Below are 13,488 nucleotides of genomic sequence, written 5' to 3' on the forward strand. Positions count from 1 at the left end.
GATTTTGAGCTATAAATTCCTGTAGTTCGCCGATGACTCCACCCACCGCAGGTATCTCTTGTTCTAAATACTGCTTTATCATTGTTCTGTTTTAGACTTGTATGCTCTCTCCGTATTATCTCTTATTTTTTTTCAAAAATCAAATATTATTCCTATATTTGTGACTTAGAGGTCTAAGTAAACGTTATTAAATGTAAATACTGTGTGTTGGAGAGAATAATCTACAATAGGTTTTGCCCATTACTGCCACAGTTATGTTTATTTATGCCTGGCTACTTAACACAAAGTATTGCCAGAACTTAATGAATTATGAAAAATTAAGCATATAAGTCACATATATAGTAAGATTACTGACCGCTGATTAAATAAAATTTGATTCTATGACTTGGTTTTCTTTGTCCGTGAGACAGTGGAGTCGGATTTCAAAATTCCTATCTTTTTTCTGTCTATGTTTATTTTTGATTGTTAGTTGCAGTCCTCGCCCAAATACAACTACCCCGGTATCTGGTTCTGTCAATACTCCTCAAGGTGATGGTCGCATTACTGTGGGTACGACTGCAAAGCCCAGAACCCTTGATCCAGCTGATGCCTATGAATTGGCATCTTTGGGTTTAGTATTTAATATGAGCGATCGCCTTTACACCTACGAACCAGGAAGTACAGAAATTAAGCCCCAACTGGCGACAGCATTACCTAAAGTGAGTCAGGATGGTTTAACTTACACTATTCCCCTACGTCAGGGCGTGGTTTTTCATGATGGAACTCCTTTCAACGCCAAAGCAATGGAGTTTAGCATCCAGCGCTTTATCGAAAATAAAGGTAAACCCTCTTTCTTACTATCGGATACGGTGGCATCGGTAAAAGCTACTGGCGATAATGAGTTAACCATCAAGCTGAAAAAGCCCTTTGCGGCCTTTCCTTCTCTGTTGGCTTTTTCTGGAGTGTGTGCAGTTTCACCTAAAGCTTACGAATTGGGCGCTGGGAAATTTAAGCCGAATATCTTTGTGGGGACTGGCCCTTACAAGTTAGCCCAGTATGGCACTGATTCACTGCGATTTGACGTGTTTGATCAGTATTGGGGGGAAAAACCAGCCAATAAAGGCGTTAACGTGCAAATCCAAACCAGTCCAGTTAATTTGTTTAATGCCTTCCGTACTGGTGCTGTGGATGTAGTTTACCTGTCTCTGGAACCTGATCAAATTCGCAGCTTGACTAAAGAGTCAAAAGATGATAAATGGCAGGCAATCAGCGCTAAAGGTAGCGTAGTCAGTTACATGGTGTTGAACCGGAATCAAAAGCCTTTGGATAAACCAGAGGTTCGGAGTGCGATCGCCTTCTTAATAGATCGTCCTCTAATTATGGAACGAGCTCTATTTGGTCAAGCAGATCCACTTTACAGCATGATTCCCACCACCTTTGATGTTTCCCAGCCATTATTTAAAGAAAAATATGGTGATGGTAACATTGAGCAGGCTAAAAAATCCTTAACTGCTGCTGGTTTCTCCAAAGAAAATCCGGCAAAGATACAAATTTGGTATCCTTCAAGTTCACCGACTCGCAGTTTAGCAGCGCAAACAATTAAAGCTTTGGCTGATACAAAGTTGGATGGAATGCTAGAATTTGAAGTCAAACCCGCAGAATCTGCTACCTTTTATAAAGAAGGGCCCAAAGGTTTATATCCAGCAACTTTGCTGGATTGGTATCCAGACTTTTTAGATCCAGATAACTACGTGCAACCATTTTTGTCTTGTTCAAAAGGCTCGGTGGCAAAGGGATGCGAAGATGGTGGAAGTCAGGGTCAGGGTTCGTTTTACTATAGCGAAGCTGTAAATAAGCTAATTGATCAGGAACGCAAAGAACAAAACCCCGAAGCTAGAAAGAAAATATTTACTGATATTCAAGGGCAAGTAGCAACTGATTTACCTTATATTCCTTTATGGCAAAACAAAGACTTTGTATTTGCCCAAAAAGGTGTGAGCAATGTACAACTTGACCCGACCCAAAACCTGATTTACAGGACTATTAAAAAGTAGTCATTGGTCATTGGTCATTGGTCATTGGTCATTTGTCATTTGTCATTAATATTAACTTTTGACCATTGACACTTAATTTTTGAATTTTGAGTTTTGAATATGTCTCGTTCTAAAGCCTTACAATATTACATTGTCTCTCGGTTGCTGCTGGCGCCACTTCAGCTATTAACTATCATTACGATAGTTTTTCTGTTACTCAGAGCAACACCGGGAGATCCAGCTGATGCAATTCTCGGTGGACGTGCACCAGAAAGTGCCAAGGAAGAATTAAGAAAACAACTGGGTTTAGACCTGCCTGTATGGTTACAGTATTTAAATTACTTGGGAAACATCCTGCGCTTTGATTTGGGCACTTCTTTAACGAGTCGGGGGCAGAATGTTGGGGAGATAATTGGGCAATATTTCCCGGCTACGGTGGAGTTAGCAGTTTTTAGTATGGCGATCGCACTTCTCGTTGGTGTTACAGTTGGTACTGTGTCCGCGTCTCGTCCTGGAACATATCTTGATGTGGGTGGGCGGTTGTTTGGCGTTATCACCTACGCAATCCCGATGTTTTGGGCGGGTATGCTGTTGCAGTTGGTTTTCTCTGTCCAACTAGGTTGGTTCCCCAATTCCAACCGCTTTCCGCCAAATCTTCCTGCTCCCTCTACTATCACTGGGTTGTATACAATTGATAGTCTGTTGAGTGGTAACATCAGCCAGTTTTTCACATCTTTGCATCATCTTGCCCTTCCGAGTCTCACCTTGGGAATATTACTCAGCAGTATTTTTGAGCGAATTGTGCGCGTCAATTTAGAGCAAACCCTACAAGCGGATTATGTAGAAGCGGCTAGAGCGAGAGGAATTTCTGAAAATAAGATTTTAGTCTCCCATGCTTTAAAGAATGCCTTAATCCCCGTAATTACGGTGTTGGGGTTAACTTTTGCTTCTCTGCTGGGTGGGGCGATTTTAACTGAGGTAACGTTTTCCTGGCCTGGGTTAGCGAATCGACTATATCAAGCCATCTCAGACCGAGATTATCCTACTGTACAGGGGGTTTTAGTCTTTTTCGGGGCAATAGTTGTGAGTGCCAGCATTTTAATTGATATTTTAAATGCTTATGTAGATCCAAGAATTCGTTATTAATTAAAGGATCTTGGCGACTGGAAGTCACAGCTACACAGGCAAAACCCGCCTACGCGGGTTAAGAAGCCCTACTAAAGAACAACTCAAAACGGGAGTACGTGTTTTCCGAATAGTAGAAACTAACTTTAAGGCTTGAAATCTGTCCAACTCAGTGTTATCAAATCAGATGGTTTTTGCAGTTTTTGCAGCATTGCTGTGCCCCTACCAGAGATGTGGTTCAAATAGATGAAAACTGTTGTAAACTAGCGATCGCACTTTCTTATCTTCCGAAGTAATCGATTATACTTTTGACAAACCCATCAGCCGCTGAACTTGAATGAAGATATCGGGAAAAGCTAGGGGGGAGATGCTGCCCGTAGTTAGTGTCAGTTCCGTTGTGTATTGCCTATCTTTTAAGTCTCGAAATACTTTCAACTGCGGAGTTTTGAGGTTAACAACCCAATATTCAGCAATACCTGCTTCAGCGTAGATATCTTTTTTCTCGCCTAAATCTTTGCTGAGGGTAGTGTTGGAGAACTCGATAATCCAGAAAATGTCCTCTGGGTAAGGATGGTGTTCTAAGTAGACTTCGCCTAAAGGTTTGACAATGGCGACATCGGGGGCGGGTTCTGAGTCGTTGGGTAGGGTGATGGGTTTGGCATCGCGGATTTTTGCCCTTGTACCCAGAAGCGTACGGAGATAATCAGCAGCTTCAGTATTGTAGTAGGCGTGCGGTTCCCGTTCTGGAGGCATAACAATGAGGTTTCCGCGCAATAGTTCTATAGGCTGGTCGTCAAAGATCCCTGCTTCTATTGCCCGGTGATAGCGTTCAATCGTCCATTTATAGGTAGTTACGGTCATGAGACTTTGTTTATAAAGTAGATGACGGTAAGTCTATCTTCTTAAACTGCGGGGGTCGAGGGCATCTCGCAGCCCATCACCTAGTAGGTTGAATGACAGTACTGTGAGGATAATTAGCACCACTGGCGGCCAGATCAGCCAAGGTTGCAGCACTATAATAGAAGCATTGCTTGCCAGAGTAAGCATATTGCCCCAAGAGGGATCTGGTTGTTGAATCCCTAAGCCGATAAGACTGAGTATCGCTTCTGAACCGATGAAGCTGGGAACAGACAAGGTAGCTGAGATAATTACATAACTGGCGGTTTGGGGCAAAACATGGCGGAGGATGATATACAGTGGTTTTCCGCCCATTGCCCTTGCTGCTTGCACAAATTCTCGCTCTTTAATTGATAGCACCTGTCCGCGAATTACTCTTGCTAAACCTGCCCAGCCAATTACTGAAGTAATTACCACAATTAAGATAAAGCGCTGGGTACTGGTTAAACCAGGAGGTAAGACTGCGCCCAATGTTACCAACAGATAAATGCCAGGGAAGGTCATCATCACTTCTGCCAAGCGCATGATGATGCTATCTATCACACCGCCGAAATAGCCAGAAATGCCACCCATCAACAAACCGAGGGGAAAGGAAATGGCAACGCCGAAAATACCGATAAACATACTGATGCGACCACCATACACCAGACGGCTGAATTGGTCGCGTCCTTGGTCATCAGTACCCAAGATGTTGATTTTTGCTTCGCTAGTGGTGCCAAATAAATGCCAATCTAGGGGGATGCCAGGAAAAATGGTGACTTCATTCCACTTGGGCGGTAGTGGTAAACTCATTTGCAATAAGCGGTATTTTGGCCCGGAGACAAATAAACGCAGGGGTGAGGGCTTTTTGTAGTCTACAATTAGTTGGCGATCGCCTGTTTCTAGATTTGTGTCTCCCTGAGTTGTCGGATAAACATGGGGGCCGATAAATTGTCCTGACTGAGAAACCCAGTGAATTTGAGTTGGGGGCAGTAGCGAACCATTTGCCTGTGAGGCATAAGGGTCATAAGGGGCGACAAAATCCGCCGCAATTACTGCACAATAGAACACCAGCAGTAAAATTGCCCCAAATCGTGCCAATGGATTTTTCTTTAGTCGATACCACCAATCCATAGTTTTCGGTCAAGAATTCTTCATTATAAGAGTAACAAGACATTGGTCATAACTAACGACTAATAACTCATGACCAATGACTAATGACTAAGCATGAAATTGCTCAACTAAATACCGCTGTTCTTCAAACTGTTTTTCATGTTCCACAACAAACACATTTGAGTAAAGGTTAGCGACAATTTGTTTTCCTTGTTGTGTCAGAGATAGGTAGCGCAATCCATCTTTAATATATGGATAGACGCCATGCCAGTAAAACTTGGCATAATTCTTGCGTAAATCGGCAGGATTTTGATAGCCCAAAACTTTATTCATGCCAGTTTCTTCAAACTCGTAGAATAAAGAAGTGATTTTTTTCAAGTAACGCGGGTCACTTAATTGCCCAATCAAATCAGCCGCACGCACTAACCCGGCAAAATTTTTGGTATCTTGATGATCTTCTGCCGTTGGTACGGGAAACCGAGTTAATTCAATGTTGCTCTTAATCGCTTCACCATCAATTAACTTGTGACCGCCAAAACGCTCATCTATAAACAGCTTGGCCCTATCTACATGATATGGCGTCAGACTGGCATCAGAAGCCCCCGGAGGTAGAGCAATCATTTTGCCATTTTGACCTGTGGCATAGACGTCTTCGGTTTCTCTGTCTTGTCGGCAAACTCCTTTGACATAACCGATATCGTGACAGACTAAGGAAATAATAAAATGCAGCCAATCTTCACTAGAAACACCACCTTCCCGAATGTGTTTACCGCGTAAGATTTCTTGTCCTACAAGGGCAACGAGGACTGAGTGTTCAACATTGTGATATAGTGCATCACTATTAGCAATGTTTTCCAAAGCCATGTTACCAGCCCAGGCGATAATGTCTTGATATTCGGTTTTTAAGCACCCATAAGTACGACTGTAACCTTCTCGAATTTGATTTACAAAAGCATCAATTAGAACTTCAGTGGCATTGAACATACTGGTATACTCAGGTAGATATTAATTTGGTTCAAAATTTCATCATCAGGATCGTCTTTGCTGAAATTAGCACACTGATAAACCTTAGATAACAACTCATTTATCCAGGGAGATTGAGGTTTAATCTGGTTGGGGAATGGCTGCTTGATTGTTTCAATTTTGGGCTTTAGTCCTTTTTGATTTACCTCTGGAGGGTGGCTGACTGGAGGGTAGCAACTGCCACGCTAAGTCCTGGGTGCTATCTAATAGTGCATTATATTGGCTTACAGAAATAAGTAAGCTGAACAAAAAGCTAAGTTTTTACTCGATGAAGGATGAGTTGGCAATGCTGGAGACATCCTGTGAAATCACTGGTAGAACCAAAAATGATGTTTCCTAGAAATTGATTTGTCATCTTTTGTGGAAAATACCCAAAAATAAGATATTGTCTTGTGCAACTAATTAGTTTAGTAATTGACTGCTATATAAATCCTAGACAAGTCTAGACATTTACTTCTTACTTCAATGGGAGCATGGGAGCGGTTATCCCTCAGTAAGCTTACACGCTGTAGCCAAACGTGATAAATTAATTGCTGCATTTAGATCCCTATCCATCTCAAAACCGCAGTGTTCACAGTGATAAGTTCTTTCAGACAAAGAAAGTTTTTCTTTCTGATGTCCACAACGAGAACAGGTTTTACTAGATGGATACCATCTATCAGCAATTATGATTTCAGCACCAAACTTTTTAGCTTTATATTCTAGCTGACGTTTAAACTCATAAAATCCGCAGTCAGCTATTACTTGAGCTAATTTTTCATTTTTCAACATACCTAAAACATTTAAATCTTCTACTACTATTTTTGCGTGGTTTTTGCATAAATAGGTAGTGATTTTGTGGAGAGTGTCTTTTCTCAGGTTGGCTATTTTTCCATGATGTCTAGCTAACCTTATTTTGCTTTTAAGCCTATTGCGAGAACCTTTAGACTTCTTAGCCAAAGCGCGAGACAATTTTTGCAATTTGGAGAGATTTTCTTGGTAATGTTTAGGATTAGGAAAAACGACGCCTGTACTTAAAGTAGCTAATTCTTTTACTCCTAAGTCTACACCGACAACATCATACTGTTTTAAACTTGCTTCATGTTGTTGCTCATAGCTAAAAGCAAGATACCAAGTATCAGCAGTTCTAGAAATAGTAATACTTTTACAGGTAGTATGTGGTAATAGCTCATAAGTTTTTACCCATCCAATAGTAGGTAATTTTATTGATTTACCACCTACAGGAATTGGTTTACCACTGTTGTCAATAGTAAAACTATCGTTTCTCCCTTTTTTTTTGAAGCTAGGATATTTAGCAAGTCCTTGGAAAAATCTCTTGAATGCTTCACCCAAGTTATCAAAAGCATATTGAGTGATTTTCTGACAAATACCTTTTTCTTTAATCCATGTGAATTCAGGTTTAACATAGTTATTAAAGAACTTTTTCAGAAGATACTTGTCAGGCTTTAATCCATCTTTGTACAAATCTTTCCAAGTGGCTATTCCCCAGTTAAAAGTAAACCTAGCTATCCCAGCGTGTTTACACATTAATAGTTCTTGGGTTTTAGTTAGCTTGAGTTTTGTTTTAATGGATAAAAGCATGGTTACTGATCTGGCGGAAGTATTGAATGAATTCAACACTGTACTTTAGTTAATATTATACATTAGATGTATGAATATTTAGCACCATAGCCAAAAAAAATATTTCTTAAACTTAGATAATCACTTTCATGCTCTCCTGTTGCTCTGTTAATCCCTAGAAGAAAAGCGAATAGAGTTAAAAGCTAATAGTAATTTAATCAAAGGCAAGACAAAAGAAAATAAGAGGTAGTCAAAGTTTTTCTATATATGTCTAGCTTTGTCTAGTTTATTGGTTACTAGTAAATAGCTCCCTCCTTCTTTGTAGTTTAGGTATAAGTGTGGGTGCTAGCTGGACTGATGTCTTAATGGCTCAATAGCTGATAGCTTCCTAGACTGGTCAAAGCTTTTGAGTGGTTATGAGGCGAATGACAAAATTCAGTAATTCAGTATAGCAAGAGACATGGGTGCTGGTGGCATCCATGAAATAAATGTATATGATCTTCATAAACTTTTTATTTTATTTCTATTGACAATCTGGCTTTGATGTCATTTGCTATTTGATATAGTGAGGGTAATTCAAAATTTCTGTAAAAATATATACTTCTGCGGCTCTTGCTAGATTAGTAAGCGGTAACTTTTTTTCGGGCTGTGTACCGCGGGTTAGCGGTTTCATCTGCCAATAAAATGCGTCATAGTTGATGTATGGTAACAAATTTCAATCTTTCTTAAGAAAATACCAATCGTGGTAATTAAAATTCGCGGAGTAAAGATATGACAAAGGGCGATGAAAGCTTGTCAGAGGTTGAGGTGGCAGAACCTGTGATGATTGAGGATGCAAGCTGGCAAAGAAAATCAACCCGCCCTTGGTTAAAACCGTTGTTGTTGGGTGCTGGGTTGGGGATTGCGATCGCCTTTTTGGGAGGGGGTTTAGTAAGTCGTCTTCTAGCTGGTAAACAAAACGCTGCTGGGGATAAATCGACACAAAAGCCTACCCCATCGTTGACAGTCACCGTTGCTCCAGTAGAAACTGCCCGTGTTTCCCTAACTCTCAACACCACAGGTAACATAGCCGCCCGTGATTTGATTCCAGTCTTGGCCCAGACAAACGGCTTACAAATCAAAAGTATCCCCAACAATGTGAAAGAGGGAAGCTTTGTCAACAAAGGTCAAGTGTTGGCGATTTTGGATGATTCTGTTCTGCAAACCCAAATTAGCCAAGCAAAAGCAGATGTCGAATCCAAGCAAGCTGATGTGGTATCCAGGCAAGCAGATGTAGAATCCAAACAGGCATCTGTAGCTGCAAGTCTGGCAATAGTCCAGCAAAGAAGAGCCGATTTAGCTCAAGCTAAGGCGAGATTAGAAGAAGCACAAAAGAATTTTCGGCGCTATAAAGAACTGGCAAGCTCTGGAGCAATTAGTGATCAAGAACTGGATACTCGCTCCTACACTGTAAAAACTGCCATAGAAACTGTGCATGTAGGGGAAGAGAATGTCCGTAGTGCTCAAGCGAATGTCGGCAGCGCTAAGGCAAATATTGGCAACGCCCAAGCCGTTGTTAATAAAGCCAAAGCCGATGTCCGCAACAGTGCTGCGAAGGTGGAACAGCTACAAGCGCAGTTAGCTCAAACTGTGGTGCGTGCCCCTGCTTCGGGAATTATTGCCGAGAAACTTGCTAGAGTCGGGGATGTGACAGGTGTGGCGCCGCAAACCCAGATAGGGAATGTGATTGGCGGTTCACAAAAACTGTTTTCGATTATCCAGAATGGGCAGTTAGAACTTCAGGCAGAGGTGACCAATCTTGACCTTACACAGGTGAAAGTCGGCGGCCTGGTGCAAATTACTGCCGATGCTGATCAGCGTGTGGACTTGCAGGGACGGGTGAGAGAAATTGAACCACTGGTTAATGATAAAAATCGTCAGGCAATAGTGAAAATTGATTTGCCATCAACAAATTTGTTGAAACCTGGGATGTTTGCCAGGGCAGAAATTACTACTGGTAGAACCATGGGGATGACTGTACCACAGAAAGCTGTGCTATCTCAAGCAGATGAGAGTGTAATTGTATTCACCCAGTCGGGTGAAGACTTAGACCCCGATCCCAGGGTAGAAGTAAGAGAAGTTCGCGCCCAAAAAGTAGAAGTAGGAGAATCTATCAACGGGGATCGGGTGGCAATTAAGAGCGGGTTAGAATTGAGCGATCGCGTAGTAGTTGACGGTGCTGGTTATGTCAAAGATGGCGATCGCGTCCGAGTGGTCAATCAATAATTTCTGATGACAATCAAACCAAAATCTCACATTTAAAATGCTGCCATGTCCTTTAATATCTCTGCTTGGGCGATTAAAAAACCTGTTCCTACAATAGTTATATTTTTAATCTTGACGGTAATTGGTTGGTTCTCCTTTGTCTCTTTGGGGATTGATATCAACCCTAATATTGATGTGCCTACGGTGACTGTGACAGTAACACAACAAGGGGCAGGCCCGGCGGAACTTGAATCCCAAGTCACAAAGAAAGTAGAGGATGCCGTGGCTGGGTTGGGCAATATCGATAACATGACTTCCACGGTAACCGATGGCAACTCCAGGACGGTGATTAATTTTATCTTAGGCACTGATAGCGATCGCGCCACTAATGATGTCCGCAACGCTGTCTCCCAAATTCGCCAAAACCTACCCCAAGAAATCAACGAACCAATTATCCAACGTCTGGAATTTGCCGGTGGACCAGTCATCACCTACGCAGTCAAATCTGCCCAGCGTTCTGTAGAAGAATTAAGCAACCTCGTAGACCAAACCATCAGCCGCGCCTTATTAGCAGTCAAGGGTGTAGCCCAGATTAAGCGTGTGGGTGGTGTTGACCGAGAAATTCGGATTAACCTCGATCCAGACCGCTTACAATCTCTAGGCATCACTGCTACCCAAGTCAATGACCAAATCCGGAATTTGAACATTAACTTACCAGGGGGACGCGCTGAAATAGGCGGTAGTGAACAAACCATCCGCACCCTAGGCAGTGCCAAGAGTGTAGATGTTTTGCAAACCTATGAAATCCAACTCCCTGGAGGTAGTTCTGTACCCTTGTCCAGCTTGGGAACCGTAGAAGATAAATATGGCGACGTGCGTCAAGCTGCCCGCTTGAATAATCAGCCGGTGGTGGCTTTCCAAGTGTTACGCAGCACTGGCAGCGTCTTGGTGACTGTAGAAGAAGGGGTGAAAGCAGCAGTCAAAGAACTGGAAAAAACACTCCCCGCAGATGTGAAACTGGATTTAATTTTTACTAGAGCCGATGTTGTCCGTCAATCCTACCAAAGCACCATTGATGAATTAATTCAGGCTTCGGTGTTGGCGGTAATCGTGATTCTCTTGTTTTTACGGGACTGGCGGGCCACATTAATTACCGCAGTCGCCCTGCCTTTGTCCATGATTCCCACCTTTGCGGTGCAACAGGCCCTTGGTTACACTCTCAATAACATGACCTTGTTAGCCTTAGCATTGGCAGTGGGTAACTTGGTAGATGATGCCGTGGTGGAAATTGAAAACATGGAACGGCACATGGCCATGGGAAAATCTGCATGGGAAGCAGCTTTTGACTCTTCTGATGAAGTGGGACTAGCTGTAATTGCCTCTTCAGCAACTATTATTGCCGTATTTCTGCCCGTTGCTTTTATGGGTGGCGTTCCGGGGCAGTTTTTTCAACCTTTTGGCGTTACTGTTGCCGTTTCCACGATTTTTTCAACCTTTGTGGCTCGGATGGTAACGCCGATGATGGGGGCTTATCTGATGAAGGATAAGGAGATAACCCACAAGCCAAAAAAACCCAAAGTCATCCGCTTATTTAATCTCAAATTTACACTTCCAGGTAGTACTCAAAACTCAACACTCAACACTGTCAAGCCTCGCCGCTTTCAACCTTATAAATCCCTTCTTCAGTGGGCATTACGCCACAGATTAACGACAATAGCGATCGCGATCGCCTTCTTTGTTGCCAGTCTGATGCTAGTACCCTTGATTCCCAAGGGTTTCGTCGATGACGGCGACTTTGGCATTTCTAACATGACTGTGGAAGTACCCCCAGGTTCCACCTTGACAGACGTCAATAAGGTAGTCACACAGTTAACGAATACCATCAGCCAAAATCCCAATGTTACCGGGGTGCTAGCCACAGAGGAGATTAATTCTGCCTCCTTGGTGATTAGTCTCAAACCCAAAGAAGAACGGAAAGTATCTCAAAAAGAGTTTCAGGAAGAAATACGCCCCCTATTTGGGCAAATACCAGGAGCCAGAATCAGTTTTCAAAGTCAGGGTCCAGGTGGTAGTAACAAAGATTTATCCATAGTCCTCAGAAGTGAAAATCCCCAAGCCTTGAATCAAGCCGCAGATGCCCTAGAAAGGCAAATGCGTTCCATACCTGGTTTAGTAGAAGTCGCCTCCAGTGCGAGTTTAGTAAAACCAGAAATATTAGTTATTCCCAATCCCCAACGAGCAGCAGATTTGGGGGTAACAGTCAGATCCATAGCCCGTACAGCCTCCCTTGCTACTATTGGCGACACAGAAGCGAACCTGGCTAAATACAATTTACCTGATCGCCAAATTCCGATTCGAGTGCAAATCGACCCCAAAGCACGCGCAGACATCAACACGATTAAAAATCTCCAAGTCCCCAGTACTAACGGCGACTTAGTACCCCTAGGGGCGGTGGCAGATATCCGCTTTGGTAGTGGCCCAGCAACAATTAACCGTTATGATCGCGCCCGTCAAGTTGCTGTAGAAGGCAATTTACAAGGTATTTCCTTGGGTGAAGGCGTCCAAGCAGTCAACAAACTGCCGGTGATGCAAAACCTACCTCCAGGAGTAGCACAGCAATCTTCCGGTGGTGCCAAAATTATGCAAGACATTTTCAGTCGCTTTGGTCTTGCCCTAGCCCTAGCACTGATGTGTATCTATGCAATTCTCGTCTTGCTATATAACAACTTTCTCCATCCCTTGTCGATTATGGCAGCCTTACCTTTTTCTTTAGGTGGGGCACTGGTAGCTTTGATGGTGATGCAAAAACCTTTGGGAATCTATGCCCTGATTGGGATTGTGCTGCTCTTGGGGATTGTGACCAAGAACTCAATTCTCTTGGTTGACTATACAATCATCAATATGCAGGAAGGTAAAACTCAACGACAAGCACTAGTAGAAGCTGGTGTGTCGCGGCTGCGCCCAATTATGATGACTTCTCTAGCGACAATTGTGGGTATCTTACCCCTAGCCTTGGGAATTGGTATCGGTTCAGAAGTCCGCCAACCAATGGGAATCGCGATTATGGGAGGTTTCACAACGTCAACGCTGTTAACGCTGGTGGTTGTGCCTGTGATATTTAGCTATATTGATAACTTGCAGAATTGGATTTTGGGGATCTTCCGTGATGGTTTTGGCAAAAAGCGTCCTCGTCCCCCAGTAGTTGAGCCAGAAGTAATCAATCCGCCACCTGCCAGCGAAAAGCCTGTTTCCACAATTAGCAAATAATGATATAATGCTTGTTAGCCTTGACTGAGCTAACAGCACCTTGCGGGTGTAATTCAGTGGTAGAATGTCTGCTTCCCATGCAGAATGTCGTGGGTTCGAGTCCCATCGCCCGCTTTAGTGAATTTGTGAATGTGAAATAGGCGATCGCTAGGGAATATTACTGTGCCCCTATAGCGCCGCCTAGTTGCTGAAAACTGCTGTAATATCATGTACGGCTAATTAGTTATGATTCCTACATCTGTGCAAAAACAGGCTTTACCCCTGCAAG

8 protein-coding genes and 1 tRNA gene are annotated in these 13,488 nt (G+C 42.9%); 5 read left to right on the top strand and 4 right to left on the bottom strand.

Annotated features, from left to right (window positions below; all coding sequences use genetic code 11):
• Positions 1-380: 380 nt before the first annotated feature.
• Together H6G32_RS20635 and H6G32_RS20640 are read left to right on the top strand one after the other, a co-directional pair.
• A complete protein-coding gene (locus H6G32_RS20635; RefSeq protein WP_190461640.1) occupies positions 381-2,033 on the top strand; it encodes an ABC transporter substrate-binding protein in 1,653 nt (550 codons plus the stop codon).
• Positions 2,034-2,132: 99 nt separating this feature from the next.
• Positions 2,133-3,158: an ABC transporter permease gene (locus tag H6G32_RS20640; RefSeq protein ID WP_190461642.1), complete on the top strand. Its 1,026-nt coding sequence runs from the start codon at positions 2,133-2,135 to the stop codon at positions 3,156-3,158.
• 279 nt (positions 3,159-3,437) lie between these two features.
• Here the strand turns inward: H6G32_RS20640 and H6G32_RS20645 are convergent, their stop codons facing one another.
• From H6G32_RS20645 to H6G32_RS20660, 4 genes are all read right to left on the bottom strand, one after another.
• Positions 3,438-3,998 (bottom strand): Uma2 family endonuclease, encoded by a 561-nt coding sequence (locus tag H6G32_RS20645; RefSeq protein ID WP_190461644.1) that lies wholly within the window; start codon positions 3,996-3,998, stop codon positions 3,438-3,440.
• 33 nt (positions 3,999-4,031) lie between these two features.
• Complete coding sequence (locus H6G32_RS20650; protein ID WP_190461646.1) at positions 4,032-5,147, bottom strand: ABC transporter permease; 1,116 nt, start codon at positions 5,145-5,147, stop codon at positions 4,032-4,034.
• Between the two features lie 87 nt (positions 5,148-5,234).
• Entirely contained in the window at positions 5,235-6,110 is an 876-nt protein-coding gene (locus H6G32_RS20655; RefSeq protein WP_190461647.1) for an Npun_R2479 family HD domain-containing metalloprotein, read from the bottom strand.
• 522 nt (positions 6,111-6,632) lie between these two features.
• Positions 6,633-7,730 carry an RNA-guided endonuclease InsQ/TnpB family protein gene (locus H6G32_RS20660; RefSeq protein WP_190461650.1) on the bottom strand — a complete coding sequence of 366 codons (1,098 nt, stop codon included), beginning with the start codon at positions 7,728-7,730 and terminating at the stop codon, positions 6,633-6,635.
• 750 nt (positions 7,731-8,480) lie between these two features.
• Between H6G32_RS20660 and H6G32_RS20665 the strand changes: the two genes are divergently transcribed.
• The 3 genes from H6G32_RS20665 to H6G32_RS20675 all read left to right on the top strand — a co-directional run bounded on the left by H6G32_RS20665 (position 8,481) and on the right by H6G32_RS20675 (position 13,334).
• On the top strand, positions 8,481-9,974 hold the full coding sequence (locus H6G32_RS20665) for an efflux RND transporter periplasmic adaptor subunit (RefSeq protein WP_190461652.1): 1,494 nt from the start codon (positions 8,481-8,483) through the stop codon (positions 9,972-9,974).
• A gap of 45 nt (positions 9,975-10,019) precedes the next feature.
• Positions 10,020-13,220 carry an efflux RND transporter permease subunit gene (locus tag H6G32_RS20670; RefSeq protein ID WP_190461654.1) on the top strand — a complete coding sequence of 1,067 codons (3,201 nt, stop codon included), beginning with the start codon at positions 10,020-10,022 and terminating at the stop codon, positions 13,218-13,220.
• A 42-nt stretch (positions 13,221-13,262) separates the two neighbouring features.
• Positions 13,263-13,334, top strand: a tRNA-Gly gene (locus H6G32_RS20675).
• Positions 13,335-13,488: the final 154 nt, after the last annotated feature.

Source organism: Cylindrospermum sp. FACHB-282, from assembly GCF_014697195.1.
In the GTDB taxonomy this organism is placed as follows: domain Bacteria; phylum Cyanobacteriota; class Cyanobacteriia; order Cyanobacteriales; family Nostocaceae; genus Cylindrospermum.